This is a genomic window from Streptomyces sp. NPDC044033 (assembly GCF_056434425.1).
Genome location: NZ_JBWKFF010000002.1, coordinates 25,066 through 45,495, shown reverse-complemented (window position 1 = coordinate 45,495; position 20,430 = coordinate 25,066). Strand labels below are relative to the sequence as shown.

Genomic DNA, 20,430 nt, shown 5'->3' with positions numbered 1-20,430 from the left:
GCTACGGAGCCCACGGAGCCCACGGAGCCCACGGAGCCCACGGAGCCCACGGGGCGTACCGCCGTGACCTCGCCGGACAGCGGCCGCCGTGACGCCGTGCCCCCGACGGGGATCGTCGACGCGCACCACCACGTCTGGGACCTGACGGTACGGGACCAGGGCTGGCTCACCGGGCCCCGGATGGCCCCGCTGCGAAGGAACTTCACCCCGGCCGACCTCCGGTCCGAGGCGACGGCCGCCGGGGTCACCGCGAGCGTGGTCGTCCAGACGGTCACGGTGGCCGAGGAGACTCCGGAGCTGCTCGCGCTCGCGGCGGACGACCCGCTGATCGCCGGAGTCGTGGGCTGGACCGATCTGACCGCGCCCGGCGTCGCCGACACCCTCGCCGCCCTGCGCGACTTGCCGGGCGGTGAGCAGCTGGTGTCCGTCCGGCACCAGGTCCAGGACGAGGCGGACCCGGAGTGGCTGCTCCGCCCCGAAGCGCTGCGCGGGCTGGCGGCGGTCGCCGCGGCCGGGCTCGCGTACGACCTCGTTGTCCTCGACCACCAGCTACCCGCCGCCCGCGCCGCCGCCGCGGCCCTGCCGCAGCTCACCTTCGTCCTCGACCACCTCGGCAAGCCGCCCATCGCCACCGGCGGGCTGCGGCCCTGGGCGGAGGCGGTCCGCGCGTTCGCCGCGCTGCCCAACACGGTCTGCAAGCTCTCCGGCATGGTCACCGAGGCCGACTGGGACACCTGGACGGTGGACGCCCTGCGTCCGTACGCCGACACCGTGCTCGACGCCTTCGGCCCCGACCGGCTGATGTTCGGCTCCGACTGGCCGGTCTGCCGTCTCGCGGCCTCCTACTCCGAGGTCCTGGCCGCGGCGCGCGAGCTGACCCGCGGCCTCGGCCCGGCCGAGCGGGCGGCGCTCTTCGCGGGGACGGCGGTACGGACGTACGGCCTGGGCCGGTCGGAGCTGGGCAGCGGCCGGGCCGAAAACGTCAAGTAAAGTTCTGCTGATACTTGAACAGAGATGAGGCTCGGACAGAGCTGAGACTCGAACAGAACAGACAGAGTGGGAAACGGCACCGGCGATGACGGTCACTGAAGAGAACAGGGCCGGTCAGGCGGCCGAGCACCCGGTACGGGCGGGGGAGCCCGCGATCCCCGCCCCCAGCGGGGAACCGGGATCGGAGCCGGACGGCCGCGCGCAGGCCCCCGGCACCGACGCGGAGACCGACGGGCGCGGCGAAGAGCCCCTCGGCACCGACGCGGAAGCCCCCGGCGTCGACGCGGAGCGCATGGCCGTCTGCCTGAGCGTGCTCGCCGAACTCGACGAGCTGCCCGTGGACCACCCCGACGCCATCGCGGTCCGCCGTGCCACCTCGGGCATCTACCGCACGGTCAAGCAGCGCCGACGCCAGGAGCGCCGGGCCGCGAAGACCGCCAACGACAAGGCGGTGACGGAGGCCACGGCCACCGGCGCCGCCGACCGCATCGACGACGAGACGCGCGGCATCCCGCTCGCCGCCACCTCGGCCGCCGAGATCGTCGGCATCCTGGAGCGCCCCCGCTCCTGCTACATCTGCAAGACGCGCTACGTCGAGGTGGACGCCTTCTACCACCAGCTGTGCCGCGACTGCGCCGCGCGGAACCGGGCGTGCCGCGACGCCCGTGCGGACCTGACCGGGCGGCGTGCGCTGCTCACCGGCGGCCGGGCCAAGATCGGCATGTACATCGCGCTGCGGCTGCTGCGCGACGGCGCGCACACCACGATCACCACCCGGTTCCCGAACGATGCCATCCGGCGCTTCAAGGCGATGGAGGACAGCGGCGACTGGCTGCACCGGCTCAAGATCGTCGGTATCGATCTGCGCGACCCCGCGCAGGTCGTGGCGTTGGCCGACTCCGTGAGCGCGGACGGCCCGCTGGACATCCTGATCAACAACGCCGCGCAGACCGTACGGCGCTCCCCGCAGGCGTACCGGGAGCTGATCAACGCCGAGGCGGGCCCGCTGCCCGCGGGGGAGCTGCCGCAGTCCGTCGTCTTCGGCGCGTTCGGCAGCGGCGCACAGCCCGCCCTGCCGGGTCCGGCCATCGCCGGCCATGACGCGCTGACCCCGCAGACCTTGACCGACCTGGCGCTGACCAGCGGTTCCGCGTCGCTCGCGCGGGTCGAGGCGGGGACCGCGATCGACGCGGGCGGGCTCGTACCGGACCTCGACGCGTCGAACAGCTGGATACAGCGGGTGAACGAGGTCGACCCCGTCGAGCTGCTCGAAGTGCAGCTGTGCAATGTGACGGCGCCGTTCGTGCTGGTCAGCCGGTTGCGCCCGGCGATGGCCGCGGCCGCGGCGCGGCGCAAGTACGTGGTGAACGTCTCCGCGATGGAGGGCCAGTTCAGCCGCGGTTACAAGGGCGCGGGCCACCCGCACACCAACATGGCCAAGGCCGCCCTGAACATGCTCACCCGCACCAGCGCCCAGGAGATGCTGGATTCCGACGGCATTCTGATGACCGCCGTCGACACGGGCTGGATCACCGACGAGCGCCCGCACCCGGACAAGGTGCGGCTGGCGGAGGACGGTTTCCACGCCCCGCTGGACCTGGTCGACGGCGCGGCCCGGGTCTACGACCCGATCGTCCGGGGCGAACAGGGCGAGGACCTGTACGGCTGCTTCCTCAAGGACTACGCGCCCGCCGCCTGGTGAGCGGTGGCCCGCCGGGCCGTACAGAGCGGAGCGGCCCACGGGGCCGTACACAGCGGAGCGAAGGGCGGAGCCCGCGACACCGGTCAGGTGTCGCGGGCTCCGCCCTTTTCGCTGTCCGGGCAGACAGGAAAATGAGTCTGGACAAAAATAATTGTCGGTGGGAGGGTGGGGTCATGTTGGACGTGACAGTGATCGAGGACCCCGCCGCCGCCGAGATCTCGCTCGACCCGATACGGGCCCGGCTCCTCGCCGAGCTGGCCGAACCGGCGTCGGCCGCGATGCTGGCCGCCAAGGTGGGCCTGGCCCGGCAGAAGGTGAACTACCACCTCAAGGCGCTGGAGCGGCACGGTCTGATCGAGCTGTTCGGGGAGCGCCGGAAGGGCAGCGTCACGGAGCGGCTGATGCGGGCCACCGCCGCCTCGTATGTGATCTCCCCGCTCGCCCTCGCCGAGGTGCAGCCCGACCCGGCCCGCTCCCGGGACCAGCTCTCCGCCCGCTGGATGCTGGCCGTCGCCGCGCGGCTGGTGCGCGACGTGGGCGCGCTGATCACCGGGGCGGCGAAGGCCCGTAAGCGGCTCGCGACGTTCGCCCTGGACGGCGAGGTGCGGTTCGCCTCCGCCGCCGACCGGGCCGCGTTCGTCGACGAACTGACGCGGGGCGTCGGCGCCCTGGTCAGCAAATACCACAGCGAATCGGCCGAGGGCGGGCGGGAGCACCGCCTCGTCATCGCCGTGCACCCCGCCGTCAAGGCCGAAGCCGCCGCGCCCCGGCTGCCCGGCGGAGCGTCCGCGGCGGCCGAACCGACCGGAGCGGTCGAGCCGCCGGAAGCAGCCGAATCGACCGGAGCGGTCGAGCCGCCGGAAACAGCCGAACCGACCGCAGCGGTCGAACGGTCCGGAGCAATCGAACGGTCCGCAGCAGTCGACCCGACCGGAGCAGGCGAACGGTCCGCAGCAGTCGAACCACCCCCAGCAGTCGAGAAGTGACCGGCAAGTGACCGACGCGAACCGCAGGAGAGACCGTCATGGGTAAGGAATTCGAGATCGTCCGGGAATTCGAGGTCCCGTCGTCCCCCGAGCAGGTCTGGGAGGCGATCACCATCGGCACGGGCGGCTGGCTGTGGCCGGTGGAGTACGAGCCGCGTACGGGCGGTGCCGCCCCCTTCGGCGGCACCGTCACCGCCTGGGACCCGCCGCACCGGCTGACCGCCCGGACCGAGGGCGAGGTCGAGGGCGCCGAGAATCAGACGCTCAACCAGCTCGACCACGTCATCGAGGCCCGCGAGGAGGGCTCCTGGGTGCGCTATGTGCACAGCGGCATCTTCGTGGACGACTGGGACAACCAGTACGACGGTGCCAACCGGCACACCGACTTCTATCTGCACACCCTCCGGCAGTACCTGGCGCACTTCCCCGGCCGCCGGGCCGCGTACGCCGCTGCCGAGGGGCCGGCCGCCTCCAGCGCGCCGGGTTCGTTCGCGTCGGTGCGCCGGGGGCTGGGCCTCGCCGACGACGTATCCGAGGGCGCGCGGGTCCGGGTCGAGCCCGCCGGTATCGCCCCGCTGGACGCCGTGGTCGACTACCGCGACGCGCACTTCATCGGCCTGCGCACGGACGACGCCCTATACCGCTTCTTCGGCCGCGACGCCTTCGGCGCCCCGGTGGGGATCGCCGTGCACCAGTTCGCCGCGGGCGCGGACCAGAAGGAGGCCGAGCGGGCCTGGCAGGGCTGGCTCACCGGCCTGTTCGCCTGAGCCGGGCAGCCGGGCAGCCGGGCAGCCGGGCAGCCGGGCAGCCGGGCAGCCGGGCCGCCGAGCCGCCGGGCCGCCAGGCGCGAGGAGAGGGCCGCCCCGTCGAAGACGTGGGGGCGGCCCTCGGGCCGTGTGCCGGTCAGTGGCTGGTGAGCTCGCCGCTCAGCCGCTCGTGAATCCGGGCGCTGGCCTCGTTCAGACCGGTGAACTCGACGCTCTTGCCGCGCTGCGCGTACTTGGCGGCGACCGCGTCCAGCGCGGACACGGACGAGGCGTCCCAGATATGAGCGCCCGTCAGATCGACCACGACCGAGTCCGGGTCGCCCGCGTAGTCGAAGCGAGCGGCCAAGTCGTTGGCGGAGGCGAAGAAGAGCTCACCGGTCACCGTGTACACGACCCGCCCGCCGTCCGGGTCGGTGACCGAGGTGACACCGGTCAGATGGGCGACGCGCTTGGCGAAGACGGCCATGGCGGCGAGCGTGCCCACGACGACGCCGATCGCGAGATTGTGCGTGGCGACCACGCAGCCGACCGTCACGACCATGACGGCGATCTCACCGGCGGGCAGCCGCTTGAGGGTCTTGGGCGCGATGGAGTGCCAGTCGAAGGTCGCGACCGACACCATGACCATGACGGCCACCAGCGCGGCCATCGGGATGTCGGAGACGACCGGGCCGAACACGATGCACAGGACCATCAGGAAGGCCCCGGCGAGAAACGTGGACAGGCGGGTACGGGCGCCCGAGACCCGTACGTTGATCATCGTCTGGCCGATCATGGCGCAGCCGCCCATGCCGCCGAAGAAACCGGTGACGATGTTGGCGATGCCCTGGCCGACGGACTCGCGGGTCTTGTCGGAACGGGTGTCGGTGATGTCGTCGACCAGCTTGGCCGTCATCAGCGACTCCATCAGCCCGACCAGCGCCATCGCCAGGGCGTAAGGGGCGATCGTCGTCAGCGTATGGAGAGTGAAGGGCACATCGGGCAGGCCGGGCACCGGCAGCGAGGAGGGCAGCCCGCCCTTGTCGCCGACCGTGGGCACGGCGATCCCCGCGGCCACCGTGATGGTGGTGAGCACGGCGATGGAGACCAGCGGGGCCGGCACCACCTTGGTGATCCTGGGGAAGAACACCATCAGGGCCAGCCCGCCGATCACCAGCGGGTAGACGGGCCAGGGCACGTCCCGCAGCTCCGGCACCTGGGCCAGGAAGATCAGAACGGCCAGCGCGTTGACGAAGCCGACCATCACCGGGCGGGGCACGAACCGCATCAGCTTGGCGACGCCCAGCGCGCCGAGGGCGATCTGGAGCACACCGGCGAGGATCACGGTCGCGATCAGATAGCCGAACCCGTGCTCGCGGTTGACCGGGGCGATGACGAGAGCGACGGCGCCGGTCGCGGCGGAGATCATCGCCGGCCGGCCGCCGACGACGGAGATGGTGACCGCCATGGTGAACGAGGCGAACAGGCCGATGCTCGGATCGACCCCCGCGATGACCGAGAAGGAGATCGCCTCGGGGATCAGCGCCAGCGCCACCACCAGCCCGGCCAGTACCTCGGTGCGCAGGACCTTCGGCGACAGCCGGTACGTACGGACGCCGCGCAGCCACGCGGCCGGGGACGGGACGGAAGAGGGCAAGGGGGAACCTGTCGTACTCGGGCCCGCCCCGCAGTGAGCCGGCGGGCGGCGGGCCGAAGCCGTCGTGACGGCTGGGAAGGGTGGGAAGAGTGGTGAGGACGGGGAGACCGGCGCCGGGCGCGGGCCGTCGGTGTCAGAGGCGGCGCATCACGGCGGGCAGACGGGGCTGCCGTGCATCATGGACATGCGCGTCACACTCTCCCGCGGGCTTCGGTCTGCTTCGAGGTGCCGACGCCGTCGTCGACGGCGATCCTGGACACCGGGAAACTCTACCCTAACGTTAGGGTAGAGATGGGTGTGGACGGCATACGGCCGTGGCGGCACGGCACCGGAACGAGAAGGGCCAGGGGCGCGGCGTGGACGGCAAGCACATGCAGATCGGGGAGGTCGCCGAGCGGACCGAGCTGTCGCTGCGCACCATCCGGCACTACGAGGAGAGCGGCCTCGTGGTTCCCTCCGCCCGCTCCCAGGGTGGCTTCCGGCTCTACACCGACGCCGACGTGGCCCGCCTGATGGTCATCCGCCGGATGAAGCCGCTCGGTTTCACCTTGGAGGAGATGCGCGATCTGCTGTCGGCCACCGACCGCCTGGACTCCGGCGAGGAGCTGACCGACGGCGAGCGCGCATCCCTCCTGGAGCGGGTGAGCGGCTTCGAACAGGCCGCCGTCGAGCGCGTCACCAAGCTCCGTACGCAGTTGGCGCGGGCGGAGGAGTTCGCCGCCACTCTGCGCGAACGGCTCGCGCGGGTCTCGGGCGACTGAGCGTTCCGCCGGCCGCGTGGCCGGCAGGCCGCGGGGCGTCGGCGGCCGTCGCCCAGTGCCCCGCGCTTCTCGCGCGCCGGCCGTTCGCGAGCCCGCTGAGCGAACGCCCTGCTTGTGCGGTCGGCTGATCATGAGCCGCCGGTTGGTGGTCGCGCCCCTTGGTGGGCGGCGCGGTACCGCGCCGGGCGTCCGTAAGTCCGCTCAGCGCTCAGCCGAACGCCCCGCCTCTCGACTGCTCCATACGCAGTCGAGAAGCGGGGCGCGGCCTTGTCTCAGCGGTTGGCGAGCAGACCCGGCAGGCCGTCCAGAGCGCCGCCCAAGCGGTCCGACGGCAGGCCGCCGCCCTGGGCGGTCTCGTCGTTGCCGCCGCCGCGGCCGTCCAGGAGACCCTTGACGAGGGTGGCCGCGGAGAGGCCCGCCGCGCGGCCGGCCGCGTTGACGGCGACGACCACGACCGCCTTGCTGCCCGCCGTCGCGCCGACGGCCGCCACGCCGGGGCGCCCGTCCGGCAGCCGGTCGCGGACGGCCTGGGCGAGGGTGCGCGCGTCGTTGCCGTCGCCGTCCGTGGTCGCGGTGACCATGAGCGTGCCGTGGGCGTCACGCGCCGCGGCGGCCAGTTCGGCGGCCCGGCCCAGGGCGGCCCGGCGGTGCAGCTCATCGGCGCGCTGGTCCGCGGCCTTCAGCCGGTCGAGCAGCGTCGCCACGCGGTCGGGCAACTGGGCGCGCGGGGCCTGCAACTGCTCGGCGAGGCGGGCCACCAGGTCGCGTTCCCGGGCGAGATAGCCGAAGCCCTCGACGCCGACGGCCGCCTCCAGGCGGCGCATCCCCGCGCCGACCGAGGACTCGCCGGTGAGCGCGACCAGCCCGACCTGGGAGGCGTGCTCGACATGGGTGCCGCCGCACAGTTCGCGCGACCACGCGCCACCGATCTCGACGACCCGCACCCGCTCCCCGTACGTCTCGCCGAAGAGCGCGAGCGCCCCCAGCTCCTTGGCCTCGGGCAGGCTCATCCACTTCACGTCCACCGGCAGATCGCGGCGCAGCGCGCGGTTCGCGGCCTCCTCGACCTCGCTGCGGGCGCTCGGGCCGAGCGCGCCGCGCCAGGGGAAGTCCAGCCGCAGCGATCCGGGACGGTTGTACGAACCGGCTTGCAGCGCGGTCGGGCCGAGCACCTGGCGCAGCGCGGCGTGCAGCACATGCGTACCGGAGTGCGCCTGCCGGGCGCCGAGCCGCCACTCCGGGTCGACGGCGGCCCGTACCGCGTCACCGGTCGCCAACTCGCCTGCGGTGACCCGGATCTGATGGGCCACCAGGCCCGGCAGTGGGCGCTGCACATCCAGCACCTCGGCCTCCACCGACGCCCCGGTCAGCAGCCCCGCGTCGCTCTCCTGACCGCCCGACTCCGCGTAGAACGGAGTGCGGTCCAGCATCACGGTGGCGATCTCGCCGGTCCGTACGACCGTCAGCGGGCCGTCGGCGCCCAGCACGGCCAGTACGCGGGAGTCCGTCTGGAGGGTCTCCCAGGCGCGCCAGTCGGTGGGGCCGTTCGCGTCGAGGACCGTACGGAAGGCCGAAGTGTCCGCGCTGACACCGGACTTACGGGCCCGCGCGTCCGCCCGGGCGCGCTCGCGCTGCTCGGTCATCAGCGCCGTGAACCCCTCGCGGTCCACCTCGACGCCCTGCTCCTCGGCCATCTCCAGCGTCAGCTCGACGGGGAAGCCGTAGGTGTCGTGCAGCAGGAACGCCTGCGCGCCCGGCAGCGAACGCCCGCCGGACTCCTTGACCTTGGCGACCGCCGTGTCCAGCACCGTCGTGCCCTGACGCAGCGTCGAACGGAAGGCGTCCTCCTCCGCGTACGCCTGCTGCGCGATGCGGTCGAACTGCTCGGCGACCTCCGGGTAGCTGGGCGCCATGCAGTCCCGGGCCACCGGCAGCAGCTCCGGCAGCGCCGGGTCCTGGTAGCCCAGCAGCCGCACCGAGCGCACCGCCCGGCGCAGGATGCGCCGCAGCACGTACCCGCGCCCCTCGTTGCCGGGGGCCGTGCCGTCGCCGAGCAGCATCAGGGCGGTGCGCACATGGTCGGCGACGACCCGCAGCCGCACGTCCGCCTGCGCGTCGGCGCCGTAGCGGGAAGCGGTGAGCTCGGCCGCGCGGTCCAGCACGGGACGGGTCTCGTCGATCTCGTACAGGTTGTCGACGCCCTGGAGGAGGGTCGCCATCCGCTCCAGGCCCATGCCGGTGTCGATGTTGCGGCGGGGGAGTTCGCCGAGGATCGGATAGCCGGACTTGCCGGTGCCCTCGCCGCGCTCGTACTGCATGAAGACGAGGTTCCAGAACTCCATGTACCGGTCCTCGTCCACGGCCGGCCCGCCCGCGCGCCCCAGCGCCGGGCCGCGGTCGTAGTACATCTCCGAACAGGGCCCGCACGGGCCGGGCACGCCCATGGACCAGTAGTTGTCCTCGTCGCCGCGCTCCACGATCCGCTCCGGCGGCAGCCCCGCGACGCGCCGCCAGATCTCGGCGGCCTCCGCGTCGGAGTGGTGCACCGTCGCCCAGATGCGGTCCGGGTCGAGCCCGTAACCCCCCTGCGCCACCGGGGTGGTGGACAGCGCCCAGGCGAAGCCGATGGCCTCTTCCTTGAAGTAGTCGCCGAACGAGAAGTTGCCGTTCATCTGGAAGAAGGAGCCATGCCGGGTGGTGCGGCCCACCTCCTCGATGTCCAGCGTCCGCACGCACTTCTGCACGCTCGTCGCCCGCGGCCACGGCGGCTGCGCCTCGCCCGCCAGGTACGGCTTGAAGGGGACCATGCCCGCGTTGACGAAGAGCAGCGTCGGGTCCGGGGTGGGCAGCGGCGCGCTGGGGACCACGGTGTGGCCCCGCTCGGCGAAGAAGTCGAGGAAGCGGCTGCGGATGTCGGCGGTACGCAAGTCGGGCTCCGAGGGGCTCGGGAGGGAGGTCAGGCGACGCTGGTCGTACGGCCGGCGCGCGCCGCGCCGGCCGCCTTCGCCGCCTTGGCGGTCTTGGCCGTGTTGCTCACGGGGTGCAGTGCCGCGTACTCCAGCGGCGCCGACGGGTCGATGGACACATCGAGCGGCGCGGGCTCGGCGCCCGCGCGCACCAGCAGGTCGCCGACCGCGGCGATCATCGCGCCGTTGTCGGTGCACAGCCGCAGCGGCGGCACCCGCAGGGTGATCCCGGCGGCCTCGCACCGCTGCTGGGCCAGTTCCCGCACGCGCGAGTTGGCGGCCACGCCGCCGACCACCACGAGGGTGTCCACGCCGTGATCGGCGCAGGCGGCGACGGCCTTCTTGGTGAGCACGTCCGCGACCGCCTCCTGGAGGGAGGCCGCGCCGTCCTCGACGGGCAGCGGCTGCCCGCTCGCCCGGTGCTGCTCCGCCCAGCGGGCCGCCGCCGTCTTGAGGCCGGAGAAGGAGAAGGCGTACTTGTCGTCGCGCGGCCCGGTCAGCGGGCGGGGGAAGGAGACGGCGCGCGGGTTCCCCGTACGGGCTGCCCGGTCGACGGCCGGCCCGCCCGGATAGGGCAGCCCGAAGACGCGCGCGACCTTGTCGAAGCACTCGCCGGCCGCGTCGTCGAGGGTGTCGCCCAGGTGGACGATCGGATCGCGGGCCAGGTCCCGTACGAGCAGCAGCGAGGTGTGGCCGCCGGAGACGATCAGCACCATGCACGGGTCGGGCAGCGGGCCGTGCTCCAGGGTGTCGGCCGCCACATGGCCCGCGAGGTGGTGCACGCCGTACAGCGGGACCCCCAGCGAGTAGGCGAAGCCCTTGGCCGCGGCGACGCCGACCTGGAGGGCGCCGGACAGCCCGGGGCCGGTGGTGACGGCCACGGCGTCGATGTCGGTCATCTCCAGCCCCGCGTCGGCGAGGGCGGCCCGTACGACCGGGGCGGCCGCGTGCACATGGGCGCGCGCCGCGATCTCCGGCACGACGCCGCCGAACCGCGCGTGCTCGTCCATACTGGACGCGACGGCGTGGCCCAGCAGCACCCCGTCCCGGACCAGACCCGCTCCGGTCTCGTCGCAGGACGACTCGATTCCCAGCACCACCGGTGAACGTCCCACGCCACTGCCTCCAGCCATTGATCTGTACCTGCGAATTGTACGCAACCGGAACTCTGGCCGGTCCCGGCCGCGACCCGCACGCCACAGGTCAGTAGAGTTCCGTTGCCGCTCGTACCGTATGTCGCGGCCCCTGCTCTGACCTGCCCGTTCTCCTACCTGTCCGTATCCACTCTCGCACCCTGCGCAGTGCCGGGGCCCCAGTCCCGAGCCGTCCCGCTGTCGCCGGCCGTTCTTCCGTCGTCCCAAACCGTCCCGCAGCCGCCAGCCATTCCGCCGTCCGTCCCGGACCTTCCGCCGATTCCCGAGGTACGCCCCCGTGACCCCCGCCCCGCCACCGCCGCCCGAGACGACACCCGGCGCGGCACCCGTGACGGTCGTGGGCATCGGCGCCGACGGCTGGCCGGGCCTCGCCCCCGCCTCCCGGGAAGCCCTGCGCGCGGCCGACGTGCTCATCGGCGGCCCCCGCCAGCTCGCCCTCTTGCCGCCCGGCGAGTGCGCGGGGGAGCGGGTGGCCTGGCCCTCGCCGCTGCGGCCCGCCGTGCCCGGGCTGCTGAGGCGCTTCGCCGGGCGGCGCGTCTCCGTGCTGGCCAGCGGCGACCCCATGTTCTTCGGCATCGGCCGCACCCTGAGCGAAGTGCTCGGCCCCGAGCGGCTGCGGGTGCTGCCGCACCCCTCCTCCATCTCGTACGCGTGCGCCCGGCTCGGCTGGGCGGTGGAGGAGACCGAGGTGATCAGCCTGGTCGGGCGGCCCGCCGCGACGCTGTCGGCGGCGGCGTACCCGGGCCGCCGGCTGCTCGTGCTCAGCGCCGGGGCCGATTCGCCCGCCGAGGTCGCCGCGCTGCTGTCCGAGCGGGGTTTCGGACCGAGCCGGCTGCGCGTACTGGCGCGGCTCGGCGGCGCGGACGAACAGGTCACCGAGGGCACCGCGGAAGGCTGGCCGCACCCGCCGGGCGACGCGCTCAACGTCGTCGCGGTCGACTGCCGCCCGTCCGAGCACGCGGCGCGGCTCTCCCTCACCCCCGGCCTCCCGGATCATTCGTACGAGCACGACGGCCAGTTGACGAAACGTCACGTGAGGGCGGCGACCTTCGTCGCGCTGGCCCCCGCGCCCGGCGAACTGCTGTGGGACGTCGGCGGCGGAGCCGGCTCCATCGGCATCGAATGGATGCGCGCCCACCGGAGCTGTCGGGCCGTCAGCGTCGAGCGGGACCCGGTACGCGCCCGGCGCATCGAGCGCAACGCGCACGCTCTCGGCGTGCCCGCACTGCGCGTCGTCACCGGATCGGCGCCGGCCTCGCTCGCCGAACTGCCCACGCCCGACGCCGTGTTCATCGGCGGCGGGCTGACCGTGCCGGGCGTCCTCGACGCGTGCTGGGACGCTTTGCGGCCCGGCGGCCGGATCGTCGCCAACACGGTCACCCTGGAGTCCGAGGCGCTGCTCGCCGACTGGCACCGGCGCCGGGGCGGCGAACTGGTCCGTATCGCCGTCGCGCACGCCGTACCGGTGGGCGGGTTCACGGGGTGGCGGCAGGCCATGGCCGTCACACAATGGGCGGCGGCCAAGCCCGGGCCGTCCGCCCCGGCTGTCGAGAGTGCCGATCGAGGAGAAGAACGATGACGGTGTACTTCATCGGCGCCGGCCCCGGCGCCGCCGACCTGATCACGGTCCGCGGGGCGCGGACCCTGGCCCGCTGCCGGGTCTGCCTGTACGCGGGCAGCCTCGTGCCCCGCGAACTGCTCGCCGACTGCCCGCCGGACGCCAAGCTCATCGACACCGCGCAGCTCCACCTCGACCAGATCGTCGAGCAGATCGTACGGGCGCACGAGGCCGGCGAGGATGTGGCGCGGCTGCACTCCGGCGACCCGTCGGTCTTCAGCGCCGTCGCCGAGCAGATGCGGCGCCTGGACGCGGCCGGGGTGCCGTACGAGGTCGTGCCCGGCGTCCCCGCCTTCGCCGCGGCCGCCGCCGCGCTGAACCGCGAGCTGACCGTGCCGACCGTCGGCCAGACGGTCGTCCTCACCCGCATCGCCCAGCAGGCCACCCCCATGCCGGACGGCGAGGACCTCGCCACCCTGGGCCGCAGCCGCGCCCTCCTCGTCCTGCACCTCGGGGCCCGCTACGTCGACCGCATCGTGGATCAGCTGCTGCCGCACTACGGCGCCGACTGCCCCGCCGCCGTGGTCGCCATGGCCAGCCGCCCCGACGAACTCGTCCTGCGCGGCACCCTCGCCGACATCGCGGACCAGGTGAAGGCCGCGGGCGTGGTCCGCACCGCCGTCATCCTGGTCGGCCGCTCGCTGGGCGCCGAACAGTTCCGCGACAGCCATCTGTACTCGGCGGACCGCGACCGGCCGCACGGTTCTTGCCGGGCGGCCGGGCCGGGGGACTGAGCCGTGGGGGCACCGCGTCTGCGGCGCCCCCGCTCAATCCCGGCCTGGTGATCAGGCGCTGCCCATGCCGTCCGTCCGGGCCCCGCTGTCCGGCAGGCCCCCGCCTTCCTGCCCCCCAGCCGCCGACGCGGCCGCGTGGCAGGCGCCGCGGCCGTCGGCGCGGGCGATGACGCGGCCGGCCGCGACGCGGACGGCGGCCTCCGTTCCATCGCTGACGGCAGGCACCCCGGCCGCCGCGGCGATGGCGCCCCGCTCGTCGTGCACCAGCCGCAGCCGTGGCCAGGCCGACTCCGGGAAAGCCCGGCGCAGGCCGTGGCAGAGTTCGGTGACGGTCAGCCGGGCGAGTGCGCCCAGTTCGTCGGGGTCGCCCGTGACCAGGACGGCGGTGACCTGGTCGGTCGGGCGCGCGGCCCGTACGGCTTCCTCGGCGGCTTCGAGCCGGTGCAGCCCCAGCACCGCGACCACGCCGTCGCCCGCGAGGTCCACGGGCTCGCCGCGTACCGCGTCCACCGCGGGCGGCGGGGACCAGGGCGCGTCGGCGGGGCGGGCCCGCGGGGCGTAGGGGAGGTGGGGCGGCGGCCAGGCGTCGCCCAGATCGAGCGCGGACAGGTGCTCGCAGGCGCTGACGACGTTGAAGGGGTCGACGAAGCCGGGCGCGGCGGCGGCCAGCCGGCTCGCGCCGTGCAGCGCCGTGAGCACGCTCTCCGCCAGACGTACCTGTCGGCCCGCGGACGGGCGCAACTCTTCCAGGGCCAGGCCGAGCAGGATCGCGTCGACCTTCATGAGCTGCGCGAACGGCAACTGGATCCGTTCGTCGGCGAGGATCGTCGGCATCAGGTCCATGCCCATCCGGGCCGGCCCGTGCCGCTCGTCGGTGGGCTGGGGGAGCGGGGCCAGCCAGGCGCGGGCGAACGCGCCCAGCGCCGCGCGTGCGGTGCGCCCCGGCTCCGCGTGCGGCGGCACGGGCGCGCGTGCGGCGAGCGCGGCCAGCACGGAGAAGTACAGGGCCCGCTTCCCGGGGAAGTTGGAGTAGACCGCGCCGCGCGTGAGTCCGGCGCGCTCGGCGATCGAGTCGATCTTGGCATCGCGGAAACCGCGCTCCGCGAACTCCTCCTCGGCGGCGACCAGTACCTTGGCGCGGTTCTGCTCCTGGAGCTGCGCTCTGCTGAGCCGGACCATCGTGCGCTCGTCCTCCTCATCCGGCATCCGTGGCCGTACGGGCGTTGCCCCGCGTCCTCGTGCAAGATACCGTCACCATTCAGATGACGAGAACATGTGATTCGAGCATCTGAAAATTCGAGCCCGATCCCACGGAGAACCCATGACGGCTGCCGACCAGAACACCAGCGCCATCCCCGAGATCGACCTCACCGATCCCGAGGTGGTGCGCGACCCCTTCACCGCCTACGGACGGGCCCGCGAGCGCTCTCCGCTGGCGCGGCTGCTGGCCCCCGGCGTCGGCCCGATGTGGGCCGTGACGCGGTACGAGGCCGCCAAGGCGCTGCTGGCCGATCCCCGCTTCGAGATCAACGCCGGCAGCTTCCTCCGGCCCGACGTCCCCGAACACTGCCTCGCCTACATGCGGACCATGTCCGAGCAGGACGGCCCGGAACACTCCCGGCAGCGCCGGCTGGTCTCGCCCGCGTTCACCGTGCGCCGCGCCGCCGAGTTCCGGCCGCGGATCGAGCCGATCGTCGAGCGGCTGCTCGACGGGCTGCCGGGCCTCGTCGAGGACGGCTCCGTGGATCTGCTGCGGCACTTCACCCGGCCGCTCCCGATCGACGTCATCTGCGAGTCCATCGGCATCCCCGGACCCGACCGGCCGCGCTGGCGCGCCTACGGCGCCACCGTCGCCGCGGGCTCGGGCCGGGGCTTCGCCGAGGCCGTACCCGGCATCATGGAAGGGGCCAAGGCGGCGATAGCGCGCTGCCGTGCCGCCCCCGGCGACGACCTGCTCTCGGACCTCATCCGCGCCCAGGCCGAGGACGGGGACCGGCTCAGCGAGACCGAACTCGTCACCATGGTCTGGCACTTGGTCATCGCGGGGCAGACGCCCGCCAACCTCATCGCCAACGCCGTGGCGGTCCTGCTCGCCCGCCCCGAACAGCTCGCCGCCCTGCGCTCCGACCTCGCGCTCATGCCGCGCGCCGTCGAGGAACTGACGCGCTGGTGCGGCCCGACCCTGCTGTCGATACCCCGTTACCCGCGCGAGGACGTCGACCTGCACGGCACGCCCGTACGCAAGGGCGAGCCGGTCACCGCCGTCATCGCCGCCGCCAACCGCGACCCCCGCGCCTTCGCCGACCCCGAACGGCTCGACCTCGGCCGCCCCGCCGGACCGGCGGGCCACTTGGGCTTCTCCCACGGGCCGCACTTCTGCCTCGGCGCGTCACTGGCGCGCGTACAGACCGAAGTGGCCCTGACCGCCCTGCTGCGCCGCTTCCCGAACCTCGCCCTGGCCGGGCCGGCGGCCGCCCAACGCGCCATGGACCCGGGCACCTGGCGTCTGGCCGAGCTGCGCGTGACGCTCTGACCCGGCCCCGGGGCGGCCGGGTCGCGGCCCCGTAGTGCGCCCGGACCGCCTCACCGGGCGGACGGCGGCCACGCCGCCGCGTTCGCCCGCTATGAGGAGCGGCTGCGCCCGTACGTCGAGCTCAACCAGGCGCTCGCCACCGAGAACCCCGGCGGGCCTCCCAGCGAAGAGTCGGCGGAACGGGCCAAGAACGCGTTCTCCCTGGACGCCTGACTCCGCACCCGCCGGCTCGCCGTCACCCCTCGCGCGGCCCCCGCGCCCCCGCACGCCCCACGATCGTGCCCGCGCGGTCGATGCAGATGACGTCGACCGCCACCGGCGCGCCGCGCAGCACGCCGAGCGCCTCGTCGCGGGCGGTCCTCGCGACGAGGTCGCCCAGCGGCACACCGCGGGCCGCGCACAGCTGCATCGCCTCCAGGCCGGTGTTGGCCGCCGCCACCGCCGCGGCCAGCTCCTCGTCCGCGCCGCCGCTGCGGGCGAGATCGGCGAGGAAGGACTTGTCCACCTGGGAGCGGGACGAGTGCAGGTCCAAGTGGCCCGCGGCGAGCTTCGAGAGCTTGGCGAAGCCGCCCGCTACTGTCAGCCGGTCCACCGGGTGGCGGCGCAGGTACTTCAGCACCGCGCCCGCGAAGTCGCCCATGTCCAGCAGCGCGTCCTCGGGCAGCCCGTGCTCGGCCACCGCGGCCTTCTCGGACGTCGAGCCCGTACAGCCCGCGACGTGCGTACGGCCCGCCGCGCGCGCCACGTCCACGCCGCGCCGGATGGAGTCGATCCACGCGGAGCAGGAGTACGGCACCACGATGCCCGTCGTGCCGAGGATGGACAGGCCGCCGAGGATGCCCAGGCGCGGGTTCCACGTGGAGCGGGCGATCTCCTCGCCGTGGTCCACGGACAGCTCGATCTCCACGTCGCCGCCGCCGCCGTGCCGGGCCGCGACGGCCGCGATGTGCTCCCGCATCATCTGCCGGGGCACCGGGTTGACCGCCGGCTCGCCCACCTCCAGCGGCAGCCCCGGCCGGGTGACCGTGCCCACACCCGCACCCGCCCGGAAGACCACCCCCGAGCCCGGCGGCAGGACCCGTACCGTCGCGCGGACCAGCGCCCCGTGTGTGACGTCCGGGTCGTCCCCGGCGTCCTTGACGATCCCCGCCATCGCACGGTCGGCGCCCAGTTCCTCGGCGGCCAGCGTGAAGGCGGGCGTCTGCCCCTTCGGCAGCGTGATCGTCACCGGGTCCGGGAACTCACCGGTCAGCAGCGCCGTGTACGCGGCCGTGGCCCCGGCCGTCGCACACGCCCCGGTCGTCCAGCCGGGCCGCAGCCCGGTGTGCTGCAACTGCGCGCCGCGCCCGCCGGTAACGTTCGCCTTCGCCTCAGCCACGGTGCGCTCCGGCCCCGCCACCGGCGCGGCCCGGGCCCTGCCGGGCGCGGCAGGCACGACCAGAAGGGGACCCCATGATCACGCCGCCCACGCCACGCCACGTACTGATCCTCGGCGGCACCGCCGAGGGCCGCCGGCTCGCCGCCGCGCTCGACACCGACCCCGCGCTCCGCGTCACCAGCTCCCTCGCGGGCCGCGTCGCCCAGCCGCGGCTGCCCGCCGGCCAGGTGCGGATCGGGGGGTTCGGGGGGCCCGACGGGCTGGCCCGGTGGCTGCGCGAGCAGCAGGCGGACGCGGTCATCGACGCCACCCATCCTTTCGCCGGCACGATCAGTTTCAACGCGGCACAGGCGGCCGCCGAGGTCCATGTTCCCCTGCTCGCGCTCCGCCGCCCCGGCTGGGTCGCCGGTCAGGGAGACGACTGGCGCCCCGTCGGGTCGCTGGAGGAGGCGGCGGACCTGCTGCCCGCGCTGGGCGAACGGGTCTTCCTCACCACGGGGCGTATGGGGCTCGGGGCCTTCGCCCATCTGACCGGCCAGTGGTTCCTCGTACGGTCCGTCGACGCCCCCGAGCCGCCGATGCCGCCCCGCACGGAGGTGCTGCTCGACCGGGGCCCGTTCACCGTCGCGGGCGAGGCCGAGCTGCTGCGCCGCCACCGCGTCGACGTGCTGGTGACGAAGGACAGCGGCGCGGCGGCCACGGCCGCGAAGCTCGTCGCCGCGCGCGAGGCGGGGGTGCCGGTGGTCGTGGTGCGCCGGCCGCCCGTGCCAGACGGCCTGCCGGCCGCGGGGACGGTGGAGGAGGCGGTGGAGTGGCTGCGCGGGGCGCTCGGGTGACGGGCCCGTAGCCCCGGCTCCTCCGGCCCGGACGCGCGCCCGGCCGCCCTCGTACGTCCGCCAGGCCCGTAGGTCCCATTACGGACGTACGGCCCCGAGCGCCGCCCGCGCCCGCCTCGGCGGGTAGCGCCTCACCCCTCCGGATACCGCCTCGGCGTCCAGACGATCTCCCGGCCGTCACCCCGCCGCACCGTGTGCGTCTGGGACGAGCCGACCAGCAGAATCGTGCGCATGTCGACCTGCTCCGGCTCCAGATCGGCGAGGCGCACGATCCGTACGCTCTCTTCCGGGCCGCCCACATCGCGCCCCAGCACCACCGGGGTGTCCGGGGACCGGTGCTCCAGCAGGAGCTCCCGGGCCTTGCCGACCTGCCAGACGCGGCTGCGGGAGCCGGGGTTGTAGAGGGCGAGCACCAGATCGGCGGCGGCCGCCGCGCGCAGCCGCTCCGCGATGACCTCCCACGGCTTGAGCCGGTCGGAGAGCGAGAGCACCGCGTAGTCGTGGCCCAGCGGCGCCCCCGCGCGCGAGGCCGCCGCGTGCGCGGCCGTCATCCCCGGCAGCACCCGCACCGGCACGTCCCGGTACGGGCCCTCGGAGGCGACCTCCAGCACGGCGGTCGCCATCGCGAAGACGCCCGGGTCGCCCGAGGAGACGACGGCGACCCGCCGCCCCTGCCGGGCGAGGTCGAGGGCGAACTCGGCGCGCTCCGACTCCACCTTGTTGTCGGAGGGGTGCCGCCGCTGCCCGGGGCGCGCCGGGACCCGGTCCAGATAGGTGGTGTAGCCGACCAGGTCGTCGGCCGCGGCCAGCTCGCCCCGGGCCTCCGGCGTCAGCCACATCGGCCCGGCGGGACCGAGCCCCACCACGACCACCTCGCCCTCGTGCGCCACGGGCGCCGCGTCGATCCTGCTGGGCAGCACCGCCACCGCGAAGTACGGCACCGAATCCGGGTCCACGTCCGCCAGCCGGCCGGTACGCTCCCCGCTCATCGTCGCCCGCTCCACGTACCGCGCCTCCGCCAGCCGGCCCGAGCGCTCCAGCGCGCCCCGCACCGTGGGGAACGTCCGCCCGAGCTTCATCACCACCGCGGAGTCCGTCGAGGCGAGCCGCGCAGCCAGCTCCTCCTCGGGCAGCGTGCCCGGCAGGATGGTCAGCACCTCCTCGCCCTCCACCAGCGGCTCGCCGAGCCGGGCGGCGGCCGCGCTGACCGAGGTGACGCCGGGGACGACCTCGGTCGGATAGCGGTCGGCGAGCCGCTTGTGCATGTGCATGTACGAGCCGTAGAAGAGCGGGTCGCCCTCGGCGAGCACGGCGACGGTGCGCCCGGCGTCCAGGTGCGCGGCCAGCCGGGCCGCCGACTGCTCGTAGAACTCCTCCAGCGCGCCCCGGTAGCCGCCCGGGTGGTCGGTCCGCTCCGTGGTGACCGGGTAGACCAGCGGCTCCTCGATGTGGTCGGCGCGCAGATGCCGTTCGGCGATCGAGCGCGCGATGGAGCGGCCGTGCCGGGCGCTGTGGTACGCGACGACGTCGGCCGCCCCGATGACCTCGACGGCCCGAAGGGTCATCAGCGACGGGTCGCCGGGGCCGAGCCCGACCCCGTAGAGCCGCCCCGTGGTCTGCTGCTCGCTCACTCTTCCTCGCTCGCTATCGCGTTGATCGCGGCCGCCGCCATGGCGCTGCCGCCGCGCCGCCCGCGCACCACCAGGTGCTCGATGCCCGACGGGTGCCCGGCCAGCGCGTCCTTGGACTCGGCGGCCCCGATGAAGCCGACCGGTATGCCGATGACGGCCGCCGGGCGCGGGGCTCCCGCCCCTCCTTCTTCCACCATCTCCAGCAGCCGGAACAGCGCGGTCGGCGCGTTCCCGACGGCCACCACCGCGCCGTCGAGCCGGTCGCGCCACAGTTCCAGGGCGGCGGCGCTGCGCGTGGTGCCCAGCCGCTTGGCCAGGTCCGGCACCGACGGGTCGGCGAGGGTGCAGATCACGTCGTTGCCGGCGGGCAGCCGCTTGCGGGTGACGCCGCTGGCGACCATGTTGGCGTCGCACAGGATGGGCGCCCCGGCGCGCAGCGCCTCGCGGGCGCGGGCGACGACGCCGGGGGAGTAGGCGAGATCGCGGACGAGATCGGTCATCCCGCAGGCGTGGATCATCCGCACCGCGACCTGGCTGACGTCGGGCGGCAGCCCGCCGAGGTCCGCCTCCGCGCGGATGGTGGCAAAGGACTGGCGGTAGATGGCCGCCCCGTCCTTCTCGTAGTCGAACACTGTTCCTCGCATGCTGGGATCACTGACTGGGTCTGGCTGGGTCTGGCTGTGCGGTGTCGGGCCGGGGCTGGGCCGGCCGTTGCTTCAGAGGTGGCCACCGGTCGGG

Annotated in this window: 15 protein-coding genes and 1 pseudogene; 9 read left to right on the top strand and 7 right to left on the bottom strand. The window is 74.2% G+C overall.

The features are described 5' to 3' along the window. Positions 1-96: 96 nt before the first annotated feature. From AC07AB_RS04400 to AC07AB_RS04385, 4 genes and pseudogenes are all read left to right on the top strand, one after another. Positions 97-990 carry an amidohydrolase family protein gene (locus AC07AB_RS04400; RefSeq protein ID WP_478561523.1) on the top strand — a complete coding sequence of 298 codons (894 nt, stop codon included), beginning with the start codon at positions 97-99 and terminating at the stop codon, positions 988-990. A gap of 292 nt (positions 991-1,282) precedes the next feature. After that, positions 1,283-2,692, top strand: a complete 1,410-nt coding sequence (locus AC07AB_RS04395; RefSeq protein ID WP_478561520.1) for an SDR family NAD(P)-dependent oxidoreductase — start codon at positions 1,283-1,285, stop codon at positions 2,690-2,692. 173 nt (positions 2,693-2,865) lie between these two features. Further along, positions 2,866-3,441, top strand: a pseudogene (locus tag AC07AB_RS04390) (ArsR/SmtB family transcription factor); the annotation flags it as partial. A gap of 275 nt (positions 3,442-3,716) precedes the next feature. Then, positions 3,717-4,445: an SRPBCC family protein gene (locus AC07AB_RS04385; protein ID WP_478559850.1), complete on the top strand. Its 729-nt coding sequence runs from the start codon at positions 3,717-3,719 to the stop codon at positions 4,443-4,445. A gap of 136 nt (positions 4,446-4,581) precedes the next feature. On the opposite strand, the gene AC07AB_RS04380 is transcribed toward AC07AB_RS04385, so the two are convergent. Further along, positions 4,582-6,081 carry a SulP family inorganic anion transporter gene (locus AC07AB_RS04380; RefSeq protein WP_478559847.1) on the bottom strand — a complete coding sequence of 500 codons (1,500 nt, stop codon included), beginning with the start codon at positions 6,079-6,081 and terminating at the stop codon, positions 4,582-4,584. A gap of 356 nt (positions 6,082-6,437) precedes the next feature. Here AC07AB_RS04380 and AC07AB_RS04375 point away from each other — a divergent pair, with 356 nt between their 5' ends. After that, entirely contained in the window at positions 6,438-6,842 is a 405-nt protein-coding gene (locus AC07AB_RS04375; RefSeq protein ID WP_478561517.1) for a MerR family transcriptional regulator, read from the top strand. Positions 6,843-7,114: 272 nt separating this feature from the next. Here AC07AB_RS04375 and alaS read toward each other — a convergent pair whose 3' ends face one another. Continuing rightward, on the bottom strand, positions 7,115-9,769 hold the full coding sequence (gene alaS, locus AC07AB_RS04370; protein WP_478559844.1) for an alanine--tRNA ligase: 2,655 nt from the start codon (positions 9,767-9,769) through the stop codon (positions 7,115-7,117). Positions 9,770-9,798: 29 nt separating this feature from the next. Next, positions 9,799-10,941 carry a tRNA (adenosine(37)-N6)-threonylcarbamoyltransferase complex transferase subunit TsaD gene (gene tsaD, locus AC07AB_RS04365; protein ID WP_478559841.1) on the bottom strand — a complete coding sequence of 381 codons (1,143 nt, stop codon included), beginning with the start codon at positions 10,939-10,941 and terminating at the stop codon, positions 9,799-9,801. A gap of 298 nt (positions 10,942-11,239) precedes the next feature. On the opposite strand from tsaD, the gene cbiE reads away from it, so the two are divergent. After that, the gene (cbiE, locus tag AC07AB_RS04360) at positions 11,240-12,541 is read left to right on the top strand and encodes a precorrin-6y C5,15-methyltransferase (decarboxylating) subunit CbiE (RefSeq protein WP_478559838.1); all 1,302 of its coding nucleotides are present in this window, start codon (positions 11,240-11,242) and stop codon (positions 12,539-12,541) included. Beyond that, the gene (cobM, locus tag AC07AB_RS04355) at positions 12,538-13,314 is read left to right on the top strand and encodes a precorrin-4 C(11)-methyltransferase (protein ID WP_478559835.1); all 777 of its coding nucleotides are present in this window, start codon (positions 12,538-12,540) and stop codon (positions 13,312-13,314) included. The genes cbiE and cobM overlap by 4 nt, the downstream gene beginning before the upstream one ends. Before the next feature lie 51 nt (positions 13,315-13,365). On the opposite strand, the gene AC07AB_RS04350 is transcribed toward cobM, so the two are convergent. Further along, the gene (locus AC07AB_RS04350) at positions 13,366-14,520 is read right to left on the bottom strand and encodes a TetR/AcrR family transcriptional regulator (RefSeq protein WP_478559832.1); all 1,155 of its coding nucleotides are present in this window, start codon (positions 14,518-14,520) and stop codon (positions 13,366-13,368) included. Between the two features lie 115 nt (positions 14,521-14,635). Between AC07AB_RS04350 and AC07AB_RS04345 the strand changes: the two genes are divergently transcribed. After that, the gene (locus AC07AB_RS04345; protein ID WP_478559829.1) at positions 14,636-15,847 is read left to right on the top strand and encodes a cytochrome P450 family protein; all 1,212 of its coding nucleotides are present in this window, start codon (positions 14,636-14,638) and stop codon (positions 15,845-15,847) included. A 235-nt stretch (positions 15,848-16,082) separates the two neighbouring features. Here AC07AB_RS04345 and AC07AB_RS04340 read toward each other — a convergent pair whose 3' ends face one another. Beyond that, entirely contained in the window at positions 16,083-17,225 is a 1,143-nt protein-coding gene (locus AC07AB_RS04340) for a cobalt-precorrin-5B (C(1))-methyltransferase (RefSeq protein ID WP_478559826.1), read from the bottom strand. 74 nt (positions 17,226-17,299) lie between these two features. Between AC07AB_RS04340 and AC07AB_RS04335 the strand changes: the two genes are divergently transcribed. Continuing rightward, positions 17,300-18,061 (top strand): cobalt-precorrin-6A reductase, encoded by a 762-nt coding sequence (locus AC07AB_RS04335; protein ID WP_478559824.1) that lies wholly within the window; start codon positions 17,300-17,302, stop codon positions 18,059-18,061. A 131-nt stretch (positions 18,062-18,192) separates the two neighbouring features. Here AC07AB_RS04335 and AC07AB_RS04330 read toward each other — a convergent pair whose 3' ends face one another. Both AC07AB_RS04330 and AC07AB_RS04325 read right to left on the bottom strand, forming a co-directional pair. Then, positions 18,193-19,692 (bottom strand): precorrin-2 C(20)-methyltransferase, encoded by a 1,500-nt coding sequence (locus tag AC07AB_RS04330; RefSeq protein WP_478559821.1) that lies wholly within the window; start codon positions 19,690-19,692, stop codon positions 18,193-18,195. Next, positions 19,689-20,336, bottom strand: coding sequence for a precorrin-8X methylmutase (locus tag AC07AB_RS04325; RefSeq protein ID WP_478559818.1), 648 nt, complete (start codon positions 20,334-20,336; stop codon positions 19,689-19,691). The genes AC07AB_RS04330 and AC07AB_RS04325 overlap by 4 nt, the downstream gene beginning before the upstream one ends. Positions 20,337-20,430: the final 94 nt, after the last annotated feature.

Excerpts from the sequence above, each read along its gene's own strand:
- AC07AB_RS04395 (WP_478561520.1), top strand. The coding sequence starts at position 1,283 with ATGGCCGTCTGCCTGAGCGTGCTCGCCGAACTCGACGAGCTGCCCGTG.
- AC07AB_RS04385 (WP_478559850.1), top strand. The coding sequence starts at position 3,717 with ATGGGTAAGGAATTCGAGATCGTCCGGGAATTCGAGGTCCCGTCGTCC.
- tsaD (WP_478559841.1), bottom strand. The coding sequence starts at position 10,941 with ATGGCTGGAGGCAGTGGCGTGGGACGTTCACCGGTGGTGCTGGGAATC.
- cobM (WP_478559835.1), top strand. The coding sequence starts at position 12,538 with ATGACGGTGTACTTCATCGGCGCCGGCCCCGGCGCCGCCGACCTGATC.
- AC07AB_RS04350 (WP_478559832.1), bottom strand. The coding sequence starts at position 14,520 with ATGCCGGATGAGGAGGACGAGCGCACGATGGTCCGGCTCAGCAGAGCG.
- AC07AB_RS04345 (WP_478559829.1), top strand. The coding sequence starts at position 14,636 with ATGACGGCTGCCGACCAGAACACCAGCGCCATCCCCGAGATCGACCTC.
- AC07AB_RS04335 (WP_478559824.1), top strand. The coding sequence starts at position 17,300 with ATGATCACGCCGCCCACGCCACGCCACGTACTGATCCTCGGCGGCACC.
- AC07AB_RS04325 (WP_478559818.1), bottom strand. The coding sequence starts at position 20,336 with ATGCGAGGAACAGTGTTCGACTACGAGAAGGACGGGGCGGCCATCTAC.